The 18,165-nt window shown below is 61.4% G+C and carries 15 protein-coding genes; 7 read left to right on the forward strand and 8 right to left on the reverse strand.

Annotation, left to right across the window (positions count from 1 at the left end):
* The first annotated feature begins 118 nt into the window (after positions 1–118).
* The 6 genes from recG (at position 119) to ubiA (ending at position 7,168) form a co-directional block, all read left to right on the forward strand.
* A complete protein-coding gene (recG, locus tag AXG89_RS08335; protein WP_062169159.1) occupies positions 119–2,347 on the forward strand; it encodes an ATP-dependent DNA helicase RecG in 2,229 nt (742 codons plus the stop codon).
* Positions 2,348–2,493: 146 nt separating this feature from the next.
* Positions 2,494–3,453, forward strand: coding sequence for a hydrogen peroxide-inducible genes activator (locus tag AXG89_RS08340; RefSeq protein WP_061998469.1), 960 nt, complete (start codon positions 2,494–2,496; stop codon positions 3,451–3,453).
* A 336-nt stretch (positions 3,454–3,789) separates the two neighbouring features.
* Positions 3,790–5,274: a catalase gene (locus AXG89_RS08345; protein WP_061998470.1), complete on the forward strand. Its 1,485-nt coding sequence runs from the start codon at positions 3,790–3,792 to the stop codon at positions 5,272–5,274.
* A gap of 67 nt (positions 5,275–5,341) precedes the next feature.
* Positions 5,342–5,503: a hypothetical protein gene (locus AXG89_RS42065; RefSeq protein WP_162916027.1), complete on the forward strand. Its 162-nt coding sequence runs from the start codon at positions 5,342–5,344 to the stop codon at positions 5,501–5,503.
* Between the two features lie 181 nt (positions 5,504–5,684).
* Positions 5,685–6,176 (forward strand): Dps family protein, encoded by a 492-nt coding sequence (locus tag AXG89_RS08350; protein WP_062169161.1) that lies wholly within the window; start codon positions 5,685–5,687, stop codon positions 6,174–6,176.
* Between the two features lie 131 nt (positions 6,177–6,307).
* Positions 6,308–7,168 carry a 4-hydroxybenzoate octaprenyltransferase gene (ubiA, locus tag AXG89_RS08355; protein ID WP_062169163.1) on the forward strand — a complete coding sequence of 287 codons (861 nt, stop codon included), beginning with the start codon at positions 6,308–6,310 and terminating at the stop codon, positions 7,166–7,168.
* A 60-nt stretch (positions 7,169–7,228) separates the two neighbouring features.
* Here ubiA and proC read toward each other — a convergent pair whose 3' ends face one another.
* The 6 genes from proC to AXG89_RS08385 all read right to left on the reverse strand — a co-directional run bounded on the left by proC (position 7,229) and on the right by AXG89_RS08385 (position 14,390).
* Positions 7,229–8,041 carry a pyrroline-5-carboxylate reductase gene (gene proC / locus AXG89_RS08360; RefSeq protein ID WP_062169165.1) on the reverse strand — a complete coding sequence of 271 codons (813 nt, stop codon included), beginning with the start codon at positions 8,039–8,041 and terminating at the stop codon, positions 7,229–7,231.
* A gap of 19 nt (positions 8,042–8,060) precedes the next feature.
* On the reverse strand, positions 8,061–8,762 hold the full coding sequence (locus tag AXG89_RS08365) for a YggS family pyridoxal phosphate-dependent enzyme (protein ID WP_062169167.1): 702 nt from the start codon (positions 8,760–8,762) through the stop codon (positions 8,061–8,063).
* Between the two features lie 77 nt (positions 8,763–8,839).
* Positions 8,840–10,066 carry a glycolate oxidase subunit GlcF gene (gene glcF, locus AXG89_RS08370; RefSeq protein ID WP_062169168.1) on the reverse strand — a complete coding sequence of 409 codons (1,227 nt, stop codon included), beginning with the start codon at positions 10,064–10,066 and terminating at the stop codon, positions 8,840–8,842.
* Positions 10,067–10,083: 17 nt separating this feature from the next.
* On the reverse strand, positions 10,084–11,172 hold the full coding sequence (glcE, locus tag AXG89_RS08375; protein ID WP_062169170.1) for a glycolate oxidase subunit GlcE: 1,089 nt from the start codon (positions 11,170–11,172) through the stop codon (positions 10,084–10,086).
* 178 nt (positions 11,173–11,350) lie between these two features.
* Complete coding sequence (locus AXG89_RS08380) at positions 11,351–12,844, reverse strand: FAD-linked oxidase C-terminal domain-containing protein (RefSeq protein WP_061998477.1); 1,494 nt, start codon at positions 12,842–12,844, stop codon at positions 11,351–11,353.
* A 130-nt stretch (positions 12,845–12,974) separates the two neighbouring features.
* Complete coding sequence (locus AXG89_RS08385) at positions 12,975–14,390, reverse strand: FAD-binding oxidoreductase (protein ID WP_062000684.1); 1,416 nt, start codon at positions 14,388–14,390, stop codon at positions 12,975–12,977.
* A 181-nt stretch (positions 14,391–14,571) separates the two neighbouring features.
* Here AXG89_RS08385 and AXG89_RS08390 point away from each other — a divergent pair, with 181 nt between their 5' ends.
* The gene (locus AXG89_RS08390) at positions 14,572–15,123 is read left to right on the forward strand and encodes a cob(I)yrinic acid a,c-diamide adenosyltransferase (protein ID WP_061998478.1); all 552 of its coding nucleotides are present in this window, start codon (positions 14,572–14,574) and stop codon (positions 15,121–15,123) included.
* Between the two features lie 40 nt (positions 15,124–15,163).
* Here AXG89_RS08390 and aroG read toward each other — a convergent pair whose 3' ends face one another.
* Together aroG and tldD are read right to left on the reverse strand one after the other, a co-directional pair.
* Entirely contained in the window at positions 15,164–16,237 is a 1,074-nt protein-coding gene (gene aroG, locus AXG89_RS08395; RefSeq protein WP_062169171.1) for a 3-deoxy-7-phosphoheptulonate synthase AroG, read from the reverse strand.
* A 390-nt stretch (positions 16,238–16,627) separates the two neighbouring features.
* On the reverse strand, positions 16,628–18,094 hold the full coding sequence (gene tldD, locus AXG89_RS08400; protein WP_061998480.1) for a metalloprotease TldD: 1,467 nt from the start codon (positions 18,092–18,094) through the stop codon (positions 16,628–16,630).
* Positions 18,095–18,165 lie beyond the last annotated feature (71 nt).

An 18,165-nucleotide genomic window follows, 5' to 3' on the forward strand; every position in this document is an offset into this window, starting at 1 on the left:
TTTGCAAGAATGCGTGCAAGGCGGCGCGCGACGGCACTGTGGTGATGAATGCCCGGCGGCCGCGAAACGAGGCTTCGCCGTGCCGAACGAAGCCGATATTGTACTTTGAAGAGATTAGATGCCCTTGTCCGACCGCCGTTTGCTCGTCGATCCCGATGCCGAAATTGCTCCTGAAGCAGCGGGCGAACCGGACGCGCCCATACAAAAGCCCAAGCGCGCACGCGCGAGAAAACTCGCCGATCTTGAAATCGCGGACAAGGTCCAGCCGCTCAAACCCGCCGCGCCGCCGCCCAAACCCGTCGATAAACTCGCGAAGCTCGGCTTGAAATCGGATATCGATCTGGTGCTGCATCTGCCGATGCGCTATGAAGACGAAACGACCATCACGCCGATCGGTCATCTGATCCCGGGCGACAACACCCAGACCGAAGGCGTCGTATTCGACAACGAGATTGCCTACCGGCCGCGCCGCCAGTTGCTCGTGAAAATGCACGACGACGCCGGCGACGAACTCACGCTTCGCTTCCTCAATTTCTACGGCTCGCAGGTCAAGCAGATGGCGATCGGCGTGCGTTTGCGGGTTCGCGGCGATGTGCGCGGCGGCTTCTTCGGCATGGAGATGGTCCATCCGCAAGTGCGTCCCGTCGATGAAGACACGCCGCTGCCCCAGGCGCTCACGCCGGTTTATCCGAGCACGGCGGGCGTGTCGCAGGCGTATTTGCGCAAGGCCATCGACAGCGCGTTGTCGCGTGTTCATCTGCCGGAACTGCTGCCCGAGAAAATCGCCCGCGCGCATCTTCAGCCGCTGAATGTTCCCGGCCTGCTCGACGCCGTAAGAACGCTGCACCATCCCCATGCCGATTCCGATGAAAACGCGCTGATCGACGGCACGCACCCGGCGTGGACACGTATCAAGTTCGAGGAATTGCTCGCACAGCAGTTGTCGTTGAAGCGCGCGCACGAGGAGCGCCGCACGCGCGCCGCGCCTGTGATGCCGCGTTTGCATGACGCGCCTGAATCGCTCGTCGCGCGGTTTTTGAAGACGCTTCCGTTCAAGCTGACCGGCGCGCAGGAACGGGTGTGCGCGGAGATCTCGGGCGAACTGACGTTGCCGCATCCCATGCAGCGTCTGCTTCAGGGCGATGTGGGCAGCGGCAAGACCATCGTGGCCGCGCTGGCTGCGGCGCAGGCCATCGACGCCGGTTATCAGGCCGCGCTGATGGCGCCGACCGAGATCCTCGCCGAGCAGCACGCGCGCAAGCTCCGCGCGTGGCTCGAACCATTGGGCGTGACCGTCGCGTGGCTTGCCAGAAGCTTGAAAGCGAAGGAAAAGCGCGCGGCGCTCGAAGCGGCGGCGTCCGGCGCGGCGCAGCTCGTGATCGGCACGCACGCGATCATTCAGGACGCGGTGGAGTTCGCGCGCCTGGGCTTCGCGATCATCGATGAACAACATCGCTTTGGCGTGGCGCAGCGGCTTGCATTGCGCGCCAAGGCGCAAAACGCCGGCGATGGCGTGCAGAATTTCCAGCCGCATCAACTGATGATGTCCGCCACGCCGATTCCGCGCACGCTCGCAATGACGTATTACGCGGATCTGGATGTATCGACTATCGACGAGTTGCCGCCGGGCCGCACGCCGATCCTGACCAAGCTCGTTTCCGATAACCGCCGCGACGAAGTCATCGCCCGTGTGCGCGAGGCGGCGCTGACCGGCCGGCAAGTGTATTGGGTTTGTCCGCTGATCGAGGAAAGCGAGACGTTGCAGTTGCAGACGGCGGTGGAAACCTACGAGACGCTGGCCGTGGCGCTGCCCGAATTGCGCATCGGGCTCGTGCATGGCCGTTTGCCGCCCGCTGAAAAAGCCGCTGTCATGGACGCGTTCACGCGTGCCGAAGTCCAGTTGCTGGTTGCAACGACCGTGATTGAAGTGGGCGTGGACGTGCCGAATGCATCGCTGATGGTGATCGAGCACGCCGAGCGTTTCGGCCTCGCGCAGCTTCATCAGTTGAGAGGGCGCGTGGGGCGGGGAAGCGCCGCGTCCGTATGCGTGCTGATGTACGCGGGGCCTTTGTCGCAGACGGCGCGCGCCCGATTGCAGACCATGCGCGAAACCACCGATGGCTTCGAAATCGCGCGCCGGGACCTCGAAATTCGCGGGCCTGGCGAATTTCTCGGCGCACGGCAATCCGGCGCTGCGATGCTGCGCTTTGCCAGCCTGGAAAACGATGGCTGGCTGATCGAGCCCGCGCGCGCGGCGGCCGATCAGATGCTCGCGCAATTCCCTGAAGCCGTCACCAGTCACCTCGCCCGCTGGCTCGGCGCACGCGAGCAATATCTGAAAGCGTGAACGCGGCGGGGTTCCACGGGTCTTAAGCACTCGCATGAAACGCAAGACTGCGTTTTTGGCGCGACTATTCTTGCGCGAGTTGGCGAATCCACCCGACGGGTGTATAAGTCAAATCCTATCGATTCATTGACTCTGATTGGCCCCTAATGACCCTTACCGAATTGAAGTACATCGTTGCAGTGGCCCGCGAGCGGCATTTCGGCCGTGCGGCCGAGGCGTGTTTCGTAAGCCAGCCGACTTTGTCGGTGGCAATCAAGAAGCTCGAAGACGAACTGAACGTACAGATTTTCGAACGCGGTACCAGCGAAGTCAGTGTGACGCCCATCGGCGAACAGATCGTGACTCAGGCGCAGCGCGTCCTGGAGCAGACGCTCGCGATCAAGGAAATCGCCAAGCAGGGCAAGGATCCGCTGGTCGGGCCGCTGCGGCTGGGCGTGATCTATACCATCGGGCCGTATCTCCTGCCCACGCTCGTCAAGCAGATGATCAAGCGCGTGCCGCAGATGCCGCTGATGCTGCAGGAAAACTACACGCTCAAGCTGATCGAACTGCTGAAGCAGGGCGAAATCGATGTCGCCATCATGGCGCTGCCGTTCCCGGAAACCGGCTTGATGGTCCGCCCGCTCTTCGATGAACCGTTCGTCGTCGCCATGCCTGCCGGTCATCCGTGGGAAAACCGCGAGAAGATCAACGCCGATGACCTGAAGCTCGAAACCATGCTGCTGCTCGGCAGCGGCCATTGTTTCCGCGACCACGTGCTCGGCGTATGTCCCGAGTTGATGCGGTTTTCGCAGAACGCGGACGGCATCCAGAAGACGTTCGAAGGGTCATCGCTGGAAACCATCCGGCATATGGTCGCAAGCGGCGTGGGCATTACCGTGCTGCCACGCATGTCGGTGATGGAAGTGAAGCCGCACGCAGCGGGCGTCGATGCCGGTTTGCTCAGCTACGTTCCCTTCAATGACCCCGTGCCGGATCGTCGTGTCGTGCTCGCGTGGCGCAAGAGCTTCACGCGGATGCCGGCCATCGAAGCGATCTGCGATGCAATCGCCGCCTGCAATATTCCCGGCGTAACGCGGCTTGAACTACCCGCCGCAGTCAATTAAGCGTTTCTGCCGCGCCAGTCCTGGCGCGGCCTCTGAATCCATCCCTATTTTTCAAGTCCAACCGTCCCGAGCATTCGTTCGACCTATCGGATAGATTAAGTTAATTGAATTATAAAAATAGATAGCCTTTGTTATGCTTCTTCCCATGGGTCGGCACCGATCCAGCAAAACAACGCCAGAGGAAGCCATGACGATGATCGCTCGCCGCGCCACGCAACTTACCGCGAGTTATCGCGAAGCACGCAGCGTCGTGGTCGACGTGCTGGCCAGTTTCGCCGGCACGTGCTGAACAAACCCCGCAAGAACGCAATTCCCCGAATACTTCAGGAGCACTCGATGACCAATCGCACCCTTACCACCGCAGCAGGCGCGCCAGTCGGCGACAACCAGAACTCCGTGACCGCCGGCCCGCGCGGCCCGATTGCGCTGCAGGATTTCTGGCTGATCGAAAAGCTCGCGCACTTCGACCGCGAAGTGATTCCGGAGCGCCGCGTGCATGCCAAGGGATCGGGCGCGTTCGGCACGTTGACCGTCACGCACGACATCTCGCGCTTCACGAAAGCCAAGGTGTTCGCGGAAGTCGGCAAGCAGACGCCGATGTTCATGCGCTTCTCGACGGTTGCCGGCGAGCGCGGCGCAGCCGACGCCGAGCGCGATGTGCGCGGATTCTCGATCAAGTTCTACACGGAAGAAGGCAACTGGGACGTAGTCGGCAACAACACGCCGGTGTTTTTCATCCGTGATCCGCTGAAGTTTCCCGACTTCATCCACACGCAAAAGCGCGATCCGTACACCAACATGCGCAGCAACGTGGCGGCGTGGGACTTCTGGTCGCGGCATCCGGAGTCGTTGCATCAGGTCACCATCCTGATGAGCGACCGTGGAATTCCGAAAAGCTACAGGCAGATGCATGGTTTCGGGTCGCACACGTATTCGTTCATCAACGCGAACAACGAACGGTTCTATGTGAAGTTCCACTTCAAGTCGCAGCAGCCGCTCGAGAATTTCACCGACGCAGAAGCGTCGGCCGTAGTGGGCAGTGACCGGGAAAGCGCGCAACGCGATCTGGTGGACAACATCGATCGCGGCAATTTCCCGAAGTGGAATTTCCGCATCCAGGTGATGACGGAGGCAGAAGCGGCGACGTATCGCATGAATCCTTTCGATATCACCAAGGTATGGCCGCACAAGGATTTCCCGCTGATCGACGTGGGCACGCTCGAGTTGAATCGCAACGCCGGCAACTATTTCGCGGACGTGGAGCAAGCCGCTTTCACGCCGGCGAACGTGGTGCCGGGCATCGGCTTCTCGCCGGACCGCTTGCTGCAAGGCCGTTTGTTCTCGTATGGCGATGCGCACCGGTATCGCCTTGGCATCAATCACCATCAGATTCCGGTGAATGCGCCGAAGGCTGCCGTGCAGAACTCGTTTCATCGCGATGGCGGCATGCGTGTCGATGGCAACAGCGGCGGCCGCGTGAACTACGAGCCGAACCGCTTCGGCGACTTCTCGCAGGACGCGAGCGTGAATGAGCCGGCTTTGGCCGCGGGTGCGGTGGAGCGCTACGACCATCGTGAAGACACGGACTACTACAGCCAGCCGGGCGACCTGTTCCGCCTCTTCGACGACGCGCAAAAGCAGCGCTTCTTCGGCAACATCGCGCGGCATATCCATGGCGTGCCGAACGAGATCGTCAAGGTTCAGATCGAGCACTTCCGGCGCGCCGACCCCGCGTATGCGGCGGGTGTGGTGAAAGCGCTGGCGGCATTGGGCCAGGTAGTCGAGACCGCCGACGCGGAGCTTGAAGCAGCAATGAAGTAAGCAGACCGGGGCGCTTGAGAAAAAGCGTCCCATCGATTGAAAACGCAGGACTCAAGGAGAAACGGCGATGACACAAGCGATCATGAATATCGAGCGGGCGGTAAGCGGCATTGAGGCCAAAAGCCTGAACGCGTCGCGCGGCATGCGGCTCGCGATCGGTTTTGGCATCGTCGCGGCGAGTTACGCGGCGGTGGTTATCGAAGGATTGCGTGGTGCGGGGCTGGTCTGACAGACTCGTGCGATCCCATCGATGCGCGTCTTATCGACGCGCCCGATACCCTCCGGACCCGCGCTGCACGGCGGGTCCGGCTGCGTTTCTAAGATAAACTCACGAACGCCCGGCGGAACCCGATCCACGATCTGGATCAGTCATTCGCCCGCATTGTTCGTATCACTCTCACGGAGTCACCATGGCGAAGAAAATCGCATCACCGGCTGTGAATATCGGTATCAGCGACAAAGACCGCAAGAAGATTGCCGATGGCTTGTCGCATCTCCTGGCCGACACCTACACGCTGTATCTGAAGACGCACAATTTTCACTGGAACGTTACGGGGCCGATGTTCAACACGCTCCACCTGATGTTCGAAGGTCAATACACTGAATTGGCGCTGGCGGTGGATGCCATCGCCGAACGTATCCGCGCGCTGGGCGTGTATGCGCCGGGCAGCTATCGCGAGTTCGCGAAGCTCTCGTCCATTCCGGAAGCCGATGGCATTCCGGCCGCCGCGGAGATGATCCGTCAACTGGTGGAAGGGCAGGAAGCCGTGGTGCGCACCGCGCGCGCAATCTTTCCGCTAACCGATAACGCCAACGACGAACCGACGGCCGATCTGTTGACGCAGCGCATGCAGATTCACGAAAAGACGGCGTGGATGTTGCGCGCGATGCTGGCGGAGTAAGACGCCGGCTGAGTATCAGTTAGATTGCGATAAAGGCCCCGCGCTCGTCCGAACGCGGGGCCTTATGCTGTGCGCGCCGCTCTAAACCGCGCTGCCTTAAAATACCGTCACTGTCATTCGTGCAACCTGCCATGCTCGCTCGCCTTCCGCTTTATCTCCGCCTCGTCCGCATGGATAAACCCATCGGCAGCCTGCTTTTGCTGTGGCCGACGCTCAATGCGTTATGGATTGCATCGGATGGGCACCCATCGCCTATGCTTCTGCTGATCTTCGTGCTCGGCACGCTGCTCATGCGCTCGGCGGGTTGCGCGATAAACGACTACGCCGATCGCGATTTCGACAAACACGTGAAGCGCACCGAAAACCGGCCGATCACGTCCGGCAAGATTGCCGCGTGGGAAGCGGTGGCGCTGGCGGCGGTTTTATCGGCGATTGCGTTCTTGCTGATCCTGCCGCTCAACACGCTGACGAAAGAGCTCTCGGTGTTCGCGCTTTTTGTCGCGGGAAGTTATCCGTTCACCAAGCGGTTCTTCGCCATTCCGCAGGCGTATCTGGGCATTGCATTCGGATTCGGCATTCCTATGGCGTTCGCCGCCATTCAGGATCACGTGCCGCCGCTCGCGTGGATCATGCTGGCCGCGAACGTCTTCTGGTCGGTCGCCTACGACACCGAGTACGCGATGGTCGATCGCGACGACGACATCAAGATCGGCATCAGGACGTCGGCCCTGACGTTCGGCCGCTTCGATGTCCTCGCGATCATGCTTTGTTATGGCGTGACGCTCGGGATCTATGCGTGGATTGGCGTGACGCTGGCGTTCGGCTGGATGTACTGGATCGGCTGGGCGGCGGCGTTGGCGTGCGCGATCTATCACTACACGCTGATCAGGAACCGCGAGCGCATGTCGTGCTTCGCCGCGTTCAAACATAACAACTGGCTGGGCGGCGTCTTGTTCGCGGGCATTGCGGCGCATTACGCGTTTTTTCGCTAGGCCAGTGATCAGTTGGCGGCTTGAACACTGCTGCGGGCTTTGACCCGCAGCGGCGTTTTCTCAGGCCTTGCCCAGTTCCTCGCCCATCTCTTTCGCCCGCGCATCCGCGGCCAGTGCGCCGCGCACGATTGCATCCTTGACGCCCTGTGCTTCGAAGGAAGCCAGCGCCGCAGCCGTCGTTCCGCCCTTCGATGTGACCCGTTCCCGCAACACACTCGCCGGCTCTCCCGATTGCGCAGCCAGTTGCGCCGCGCCGGTGAACGTCGCCACGGCGAGCGCGCGCCCTTGTTCTTCATCCATGCCGAGCTGACGCGCGGCTTCCTGCATTGCTTCGATGAAATAGAACACGTACGCCGGACCGCTGCCCGAGATGGCGGTGACGGCGTCGATCTTCGCTTCGTCGTCGAACCAGACGGTGTCGCCTACCGCTTCCAGCACCTTCGACGCCAGCGCCTTCGCTGAATCGTCCACGCCGGGCAACGCGGCCAGACCCGTCACGCCCATGCCGATCAACGCGGGCGTGTTCGGCATCGTGCGCACGATTTGCGTGTAGCCGCCAAGCCAGCGCGACAGGTCGGCCGCGCGAATGCCGGCCGCAATGCTGATCACCAGTTGCTTCGACAACACCGGCTGCAGCGCCGCTGCCACGTCCTTCAAGACCTGCGGTTTGACGGCAAGCAGAATGGCGTCGTATTCGCTCAGCTTCGAGTCGATCGATGCGCCTGTCGCCGCGCCGAATTCCTTCTCGACGCGTCCACGCGCTTCCTCGCCCGGATCGACGACATAAAGATCCGCCGCCGCCACGCCACGCTTGATCAAGCCGCCGATAAGCGCCGACGCCATGTTGCCGCCACCAATAAACGCAATTTTCATAGTGAGTTCAGATCGAAAGTCAGTTGGAGCAATCGCGTGCGCCGAAGATTGCCGTGCCGATGCGAACCATCGTCGCGCCTTCCAGGATCGCGGCTTCGATATCCGCCGACATGCCCATGGAAAGCGTATCCAGTTCAAGGCCGTCCGCGCGCAAGGTGTCCATGAGTTCGCGCAGGCGCTTGTGCGGTGCGCGTTGTTCGTCGAGTGTGGCGGCTGGTTCGGGAATCGACATCAAGCCGCGCAGCTTGAGATTGGGCAAGGCTGTGATCGCGTGCGCAATCGCCAGCGCTTCTTCAGGTGTCACGCCGCTTTTCGATTCCTCGCCGCTGACATTCACTTGCAGGCAGACGTTGAGCGGCGCCATGCCGTCCGTGCGTTGAGCCGATAGCCGCTCGGCAATCTTCAGCCGGTCGACGGAATGCACCCAGTCGAAATTCTCGGCGACGACCTTGGTCTTGTTCGACTGCAATGGTCCAATGAAATGCCACTGAATCTCGCTGCGCAAGTCGGCGAGTTCGGCGATCTTCGCGACCGATTCCTGCACGTAGTTCTCGCCGAACGCGCGTTGTCCCGCGTCGAATGCGGCGCGGACATCGCCGGCAGGGAATGTCTTCGATACCGCCAGCAACGCGACCGATGCCGGTTCGCGCGACGCTTCGGCCGCCGCTTTCGCGATGCGTTGACGGACTTCGTCGAGATGAAGGGCTATGTGAGAGGACATGGAAACGGACGCCGCAAGAAAAGCAGAGCTCCGATTATACGGACGTGAGGCGGCTGCACGCCTCGCGCCGGTCGCCGTCAGCCATACAGCAGATGCTCCACGAGCTGGATCCAGTGCACGACAGGTGTCGATGTGCCGCTTTGCAAATGCGCGATACACCCCACATTCGCGGACACGATCATCTGCGGTTCCAGCTTCTCGAGCTTGTCGATTTTCTGATCGCGCAACGTGTACGAGAGTTTCGGCTGCAGCACCGAGTAGGTCCCGGCCGAGCCGCAGCACAAGTGGTTATCGGCGGGAAGGTGAACTTCCATGCCGAGCACCGTCAGCAGGTTTTCAACGCGGCCTCGGATCTGCTGGCCGTGCTGCAGCGTGCACGGCGGGTGAAACGCGACGGTATGGACGGCGCGCCGCCTCACCATTGCGGTCAGTTCTTCTTCGTATTGCGGCAGGATTTCAGCGAGATCGCGCGTCATGTCCACGATCCGCGCGGCCTTCTCCGCGTAAGCCGGATCGTTGCGCAGCAAATGCGCGTACTCCTTGACCGTCGCGCCGCAACCGGATGCATTCATCACGATCGCCTCGACGCCGCTTTCAACATAAGGCCACCACGCGTCGATGTTGTTGCGGATATCGTCGAGGGCGTCGTCGTTGTAGCCCAGATGCAGGCGGATCGCGCCACAACAGCCTGCGTCCGGCGCGGTCAGCATCTGGATGCCCAGTGCATCGAAGACGCGCGCCGTTGCCGTGTTCACGTTGGGCATCATGGCCGGCTGGACGCAACCGGCGAGCATCAGCATCTTGCGTTCGTGGATGTTGGTCGGCGCTGCGAGCGGCCGTTGGGCCACCGGAATCTTGGCGCGCAAGGTCTTTGGCAGGAGCGGCCGGAATTGCTGACCGAGTTTCATCGCGGGCGTGAACAGCTTGCTGTTCGGCAGGAAGTTTGCGAGCAACTTGCGCTGCACGCGCTGGCCGATTGGCCGCTCGACCTTCTCCTCCACGATCTTCCTGCCGATCTCCACCAGCCTTCCGTATTGCACACCCGACGGGCACGTGGTTTCGCAATTGCGGCACGTGAGGCAGCGGTCCAGATGCAGTTGCGTGCTGCGCGTGACGGGCGCGCCTTCCATCATCTGCTTCATCAGATAGATGCGGCCGCGCGGACCATCGAGTTCATCGCCGAGAATCTGGTAGGTCGGGCACGTCGCCGTGCAGAATCCGCAATGCACGCACTTGCGCAGGATGGCTTCGGCTTCGTCGCCGTCGGCCGTGTTGCGCATGAAATCGGCGAGGTTGGTTTGCATTGCGTGGGTCGGTCAGCTTAAAAGTCAGGGTAGAGACGGCCGCGATTGAAGATGCGCGCGGGATCGAAGGCAGATTTCAGGCCACGATGGATTTTCATCATCGGCGCGGGCAGGGGGGTGAAGACGCCGGCATTGCGGTCGTACGATGAACCCGAGCGGAAGATGGTCGCGTGTCCGCCGGCCTGCTTCGCGCTGATGCGCACGGTCTGCGCGTCGGCGTCGGTGATCCACCAGCGTTGCGCGCCGCCCCATTCCATCAGGTGCGGACCCGGGAGATGCATAGGCTCGGCAATCGATGGCAACGACAACCGCCACAGCGCCGATTTCGGCGGCAGCACGGCAAAAAACGGATCGGACTGTTCGCGCAGGCCGCACCAGAAACGATCGGCTTCTACTGCGTCGACCACTTCGCCCCCGAGCGCCGTGCGCGCCGATTTCACAGCGGCTTCCGCGCCGCCGAGCCGCAACGCGAGCGTGTGGTCGCGCCACGCGCTGCCGGTGATCGGCAACGGATGGCCGCCCCATTCGTTGAGCTTGCGCACGGCGTCGGTATCGTTCATCTCGAACTTGAGCGTGATTTCGGCGACCGGTTTCGGCAACACTTTCACCGATACCTGCAGAATCATCCCGAGCGTTCCAAGCGATCCGGCGAGCAGGCGCGAGACATCGTAACCCGCAACGTTCTTCACCACCTGGCCGCCGAAATGCAGCACGTGGCCCTGGCCGTTCATCACCACGGCGCCCAATACGAAATCGCGCGGCGCCCCGGCCGCGGCGCGCCGCGGGCCGGCGAGTCCTGCAGCAATGCAGCCGCCGATGGTTGCATCGTGGCCAAAGTGCGGCGGCTCGAACGGCAGCATCTGGTTGCATTCGTCGAGGCGCGCTTCGATCTCGCGCAGTGGTGTGCCGGCCTTCGCGGTGATCACGAGTTCGGCCGGGTCATGTTCGATGATTCCGCTGTGCGCGCGTGTATCGATGATTTCGCCTTGCAACGTCTGGCCGTACCAGTCCTTCGTACCGCCGCCGCGAATCCGCAAGGGCGCGTTGCTCGCTGTCGCGGCGCGCACGCGCTCGGACCAGCTCGCGACAATGTCTTCCTCGTTCATGGTGTCCTGCGTGTTGATGCTGGCCGTCTGCTGGCCAAATGGCTAGTTTTTGATGCTCCAGACCAGTGTATCGGCGCGTGCTGGTAAGGCCACTCGTATAAACGTGGATATGTTTCCTGCATCTGAACGGCCGCTGATGCCGAAGCGGCCGTTTAGTTGCCACGTCTGAACACGATGCCTAAAAGCGCGGAATTTCCGGATGCGGCAGCAAACCGCCGCGAATGTGCATCTTTCCGTACTCGGCGCAGCGCGCGCGCGTGGGAATGCCTTTGTCCGGATTGAGCAGGCCGGGGGGATCGAAGGCGCGCTTGATTGCGTGGAAAGTGTCACGTTCCTCCGGCGAGAACTGCACGCACATGGAATTGATCTTTTCGATCCCCACGCCATGCTCGCCCGTCACCGTCCCGCCGAGTTCCACGCAGGCTTCCAGGATGTCCGAGCCGAACGCTTCAGCGCGATGCCATTCGTCGAGATCGTTGCCATTGAAGAGAATGAGCGGATGCATGTTGCCGTCGCCCGCATGGAACACGTTCATGCAGCGCAGCGCGTACTTGACTTCCATCTCTTCGATACGCGCAAGCAACGGCCCGATCTGGCGGCGCGGCACGGTGCCGTCCATGCAGTAATAATCCGGCGAGATCCGCCCGGCCGCCGGAAACGCGTTCTTGCGTCCCGACCAGAATTTCAGCCGTTCGGCTTCGGAGCGCGAAATCTGGATGCGGTTTGCGCCGAACTCGCGCAACACGGCCGTCATGCGAACGATTTCTTCGGACACTTCGTCTTGCGTGCCATCGGATTCGCACAGCAGGATCGCCTTGGCTTCGAGGTCGTAACCGGCCTTCACGAATTCCTCGACGGCGCGCGTCGCGGGTTTGTCCATCATTTCGAGGCCGGCCGGAATGATCCCCGCTGCAATGATCGCCGCGACCGCGTTGCCGCCTTTCACCACGTCGTCGAAACTCGCCATGATGACTTGCGCCGTTTGCGGCTTCGGAATCAGCTTGACGGTGATTTCGGTGACGATTGCGAACATGCCTTCGCTGCCAATCAACACCGCAAGCAGATCGAGCCCGGGCGCGTCCAGCCCGAGCGAACCGAATTCGAGAATGTCGCCTTCCATCGATACAGCCCGCACCCGCATCACGTTGTGACACGTCAGGCCGTATTTGAGGCAATGAACGCCGCCGGAATTTTCACTGACGTTGCCGCCGATCGTGCACGCAATCTGCGATGAAGGATCGGGCGCGTAATAAAGCCCATACTGTGCGGCGGCTTCGGAAATGGCGAGATTGCGCACGCCAGGCTGGACGGTCGCGGTGCGCGCGTACGGATCGACTTCCATGATCTTGCGAAAGCGCGCAAGAGACACCACGATGCCATGCCGTATCGGCATTGCGCCGCCAGACAAGCCCGTACCGGCGCCCCGCGGGACGATGGGCACGTCGAGCCGCGCGCAAATCTGCACGACACGCTGAACCTGCGCCTCGGTTTCCGGCAATGCAACGGCAAGCGGCAAGCGTCTATACGCGGCGAGTCCGTCGCATTCGTACGCGGCGGTGTCTTCCTCGCGATACAACAGGCAATGCGTCGGCAGCACGGCCATCAATGCCTGGACCACTTCGCGCTGGCGTTGCGCGAGAATTTCCGGCGAAAGCTCGGCGGGTGCGTTCATGTCTCCTCCCGGCGGTTTGTGCGCTGGAGCATTTCCAACAGCAGATCGCCTGATCTTGCACCTGGGCGTCCCCGCCGTCGATTGGGCTAATTACGGGGACGGAGCGCGTTTTCCCTGAGACGCTGAGTTATCAGGCGTCGTACGTAAAGATCTTGCCTGGATTCATCAGGTTGTTCGGGTCGAGCGCGTGTTTGATCGAGCGCATCACACTGATTGCGTCTTCGCCATGTTCTTCGATCATGAACTGCATCTTGTGCAGGCCGACGCCATGCTCGCCGGTACACGTTCCGCCCATGCGCAGCGCGCGCTGCACGATCCGGTGATTGATGCGTTCGGCTTCTTCGAGCTCTTCCGGCTTCGCGGGATCAAGCAGCATGGCGACGTGGAAATTACCATCGCCGACGTGGCCAACTATCGGGCAAGGCAGCGTGCTCGCCTTCAGATCCTGTTCCGTCTCCATCACGCATTCGGCCAGGCGCGAGATCGGCACGCATACATCCGTGGTCACTGCGCGGCAACCGGGTTTCAATTGCAGCATCGCGAAATAGGCGTTGTGGCGCGCGTTCCACAGGCGGCTGCGATCTTCCGGGCGCGTCGCCCACTCGAAATCCGTGCCGTGATTTTCGGCAATGATCGCCTGCACCGTTTCCGCTTGCTCCTTCACGCTGCTTTCCGTGCCATGGAATTCAAAGAAGAGCATTGGCGATTCGCGGAAAGTCATGTTCGAGTGGCGGTTGATCGAACGCACGGCGAGCGAATCCAGGAATTCGACGCGGGCGACCGGCACGCCCATCTGAATCGTTTCGATGGTCGCGCGCACGGCGTCGCCCATCGACGGAAATGCGCATACCGCCGCCGATACCGCTTCCGGCTGCGGATAAAGCCGCACGGTGATCTCGACGATCACGCCAAGCGTGCCTTCCGAGCCGACGAACAAGCGCGTCAAGTCATATCCCGCCGATGATTTGCGCGCACGCGTGCCGGTCTTGATGACGCGGCCGTCGGCGAGTACGACGGTCAGGCCGAGCACGTTCTCGCGCATGGTCCCGTAACGCACGGCATTCGTGCCCGAGGCGCGCGTGGCGGACATCCCGCCAATGCTTGCGTCTGCGCCCGGGTCGATCGGGAAGAACAGGCCCGTGTCCTTCAATGCTTCGTTCAACTGTTTGCGCGAAATCCCGGGCTGGACCGTGACGGTCAGGTCTTCGGCGTCTATCGACAAGACGCGGTTCAGGCCGGACATGTCGATGGACACGCCACCCTGCACTGCCAGCAAATGACCTTCGAGCGACGAACCATTGCCGTACGGAATCACCGGCACGTTGTGTTCGGCGCACAGCTTCACTACCGTCTGGACTTCTTCCGTGCTCGTCACGAACACGACGGCATCGGGCAATTGCGGGTCGAACGGGGATTCGTCGCGTCCATGGTGCTCGCGCACGGCGGCCGTGGTCGAAATGCGATCACCAAAAGCGGTTTTCAGCGCATCGAGCAGGGTGGCAGGAAAGGTGCGGCGAACGGCGATTGGAGGGACGGGATGATTCACGGCATGTCTCCGGACATCGATGTGACGGACGTTGGGATGCACGAAATCCGGCAATGACGTGCGGGATTCGTGCGTTTTATGCGTCTATTTTACGCCGATACCCCGAGTCCAGCCGATGCCCGGTCGATGCCTATAATGAGCATGGACGCAGACTTTCGTTCGCGTCGACCTGGGAGACAACATGGGCAATCGCCTGAGCAAGATAGCGACACGCACCGGCGACGACGGCTCGACCGGCCTCGGCGACGGCAGTCGCGTGCAGAAAGACGACGCGCGGATCGCGGCCATTGGAGACGTCGATGAACTGAATTCGCAGATTGGCGTGCTGTTGTGCGAAAAACTCCCCGACGATGTCCGCGCGGCGCTGGTCGCGATCCAGCACGATCTCTTCGACCTCGGCGGCGAGCTATGCATTCCCGGCCATTCGATGATCGAAGAGGCGCATCTTGCGCGTATCGATGATTGGATCAACGAGTACAACGCCAACCTGCCGCCGCTGAAGGAATTCATCCTGCCGGGTGGATCGCGGGCGGCAGCGCTTGCTCACGTTAGCCGGACGGTTTGCCGTCGCGCGGAACGCTCGATCGTCGCGCTTGGCCGTGTGGACAAGATCAACGCCGAGCCGCGAAAATACGTGAACCGGCTTTCTGATTTGCTGTTTGTCCTGTCGCGCGTGCTGAACCGCGTAGATGGCGGGTCGGACGTGTTGTGGAATCACGAACGCAAGCTGTAAAGTAAAAGGCCGCGAATCCGTCTTCGCAGCCTTTTTATCTTCAGTTGCCGTTACCACGCGCCACACGACGCTGCTTCACGGCGGTGGCCAGCCCTTCCAGCACGCCCAGACTGTCTTCCCAGCTAATGCATGCGTCGGTCACGCTTTGACCGTAGACCAGCTCGCAGCCTTCCTTCAGATCCTGACGCCCCGCGACCAGATTCGATTCCACCATCACGCCGACGATCCGCTCGTCGCCACCGGCAATCTGCTTGCCGATATCGGCGCAAACCGGGATCTGGTTCTCGTGCTTCTTCGAGCTATTGGCGTGGCTTGCATCGATCATCAAGCGTGCAGCCAACCCTGCCTTGCCGATGTCGCTGCACGCGGCGTCGACACTTTGCGCATCGTAGTTCGGCGCCTTGCCGCCGCGCAGGATGATGTGGCAATCCTCGTTGCCGGCCGTCGACACGATCGCCGAATGGCCGCCCTTCGTCACCGACAGGAAATGGTGCGGCTGCGACGCGGCCTTGATCGCATCCACGGCAATCTTCACATTGCCGTCCGTCCCGTTCTTGAAGCCGACCGGGCACGACAATCCCGAAGCCAGTTCACGGTGCACCTGAGATTCCGTCGTCCGCGCACCGATCGCGCCCCACGAAATCAGATCCGCGATGTACTGCGGGCTGATCATGTCGAGGTACTCGGTGCCGGCCGGCAGCCCTAGTTCGTTGATGTGCAGCAGCAATTCGCGGGCGGTGCGCAGACCGTCATTGATCTTGAAGCTGTTGTCCATAAACGGGTCGTTGATCAGGCCCTTCCAGCCCACCGTGGTACGTGGCTTTTCGAAGTACACCCGCATCACGATTTCCAGCTCGCCCGCGAAACGCTTGCGCTGCTCGACCAGACGGCCGGCGTATTCCATCGCTGCCTTGGTGTCGTGAATCGAGCACGGTCCGATGATCACGATCAGCCGGTCTTCCATGCCGTGCAGGATGCGATGCATCGACTGGCGCGAGTTGTAGATGAGGTTCGAAACCGGCTCGGCGCACGCGAACTCGCGGATCAGGTGAGCAGGGGGCGTCAGTTCTTTCAATTCGCGGATTCGGACATCGTCGGTGTTGTGCGGGGGCATGCTGGTTCTCCAGGAACTCGTTTTGGTGCTGTGTTCAATGTGATGAAAGAAAAAGGCATAAAAAAACCGCCAGACTCGGCTGGCGGTTTTTCGGGAAACTTGGGTTCAGCACAAACGACTCACCCCTCTCGATCCGCCAGCGGCTTGAGATGCCAAAAGAAATAAAAATAAAACTTGGCGGACATGAGGTTTCGGTCTTTGGTAAAAATTGAACGTCTTGCTTTATAACCCCAAACCTGCGCGGGTGGCAAGTTGCAAGGTATCAAAATGCGGATAATCCGCATGCACATGCTATTTTTGCGTGAGACGTGAAGATTTCATGCGGGTTTTACGCATGCTGCGCTTGCTTTCGACAAGCGGCGCGGCATGCGGAAGAGTGGAAGAGTCAGGTCAAACCGTGCCGCCCACTGTCATCTTTTCGATGCGCAACGTCGGCTGGCCCACGCCCACCGGCACGCTCTGGCCTTCCTTGCCGCACACGCCCACGCCGCCGTCGAGCGCCATGTCGTTGCCGATCATGGTCACGTACTTGAGCGATTCCGGGCCGCTGCCGATCAGCGTTGCGCCCTTCACCGGGTACGTCACCTTGCCGTTTTCGATCATGTACGCCTCGGACGCCGAGAACACGAACTTGCCGTTGGTGATGTCAACCTGACCGCCGCCGAAATTCACCGCATACAAGCCGTTTTTCACCGATGCCAGGATTTCGCCCGGATCTTTATCGCCGTTGAGCATGTACGTGTTGGTCATGCGTGGCATGGGCAGCGCCGCGTACGATTCACGTCGTGCATTGCCCGTCACCGGCATTTTCATCAGGCGCGCGTTCAGCGAGTCCTGGATGTAGCCCTTCAGGATGCCGTCCTCGATCAGCGTGGTGCACTGCGTGGGATTGCCTTCGTCGTCGATGTTGAGCGACCCGCGGCGATTCGGCAGCGTGCCGTCATCGACAACCGTGACGCCTTTCGCCGCCACTCGCTCGCCGATCCGGCCAGCAAACGCCGACGAGCCCTTGCGGTTGAAGTCACCTTCAAGTCCGTGGCCGATGGCTTCGTGCAGCAGCACGCCGGGCCAGCCCGGTCCGAGCACGACGGTCATGGCGCCTGCCGGAGCGGGACGCGCGTCGAGATTGACCAGTGCCGCGTGCACGGCCTGATCAACGTAAGTGGAGAGAATTTCGTCGGTGAAATAAGCGTAGTCGTAGCGACCGCCGCCGCCGCCGCTGCCAATCTCGCGGCGTCCGTCTTTCTCGGCGATCACCGTCACAGAAACGCGCACGAGCGGCCGGATGTCGGCGGCCAGGGCGCCGTCGCTGCGTGCGACCAGCACGACGTCGTACTCGCCCGCCAACCCTGCCATGACCTGAACGATGCGCGGGTCGCGTCCCCGCGCCATCTGCTCGACGCGCTCGAGCAATTTCACCTTGGCGGTGGCATCGAGCGATGAAAGCGGGTCCGACGGCAGATAAAGGTCACGGCCGAACACGCCGGTCAGCGAACTCGCCGATTTGATCTTGTGTTTGCCGCCGCCTGCTTTCGCGATCGCGCGCGTCGCCATGGCCGCCTGGCGAATGGAATCAGCCGACAGATCGTCCGAATACGCGAACGCCGTCCGGTCGCCCGACACGGCGCGAACGCCCACGCCCTGGTCGATGCTGAAACTGCCCGATTTGACGATGCCTTCCTCCAGGCTCCACGCCTCGCTGCGGGTGGACTGGAAATAGAGATCCGCGTAATCAACGCGGTGCGTGAAGATCTCTGCCAGCGTGCGCGTAATGGTGGATTCGTCTAGGCCGTAAGGCGTCAGAAGAATCTCTTTCGCGGTGGCGAGATTTCGGATGCCGGGTTCGATGATGTTCATTCGGTGCCTGTGGCGAAGTCTGTAGGGATTAAACGCATTCTAACGTCGGAGTATTTATGCCACACCCTGAC

This window comes from Burkholderia sp. PAMC 26561, assembly GCF_001557535.2.
In the GTDB taxonomy this organism is placed as follows: domain Bacteria; phylum Pseudomonadota; class Gammaproteobacteria; order Burkholderiales; family Burkholderiaceae; genus Caballeronia.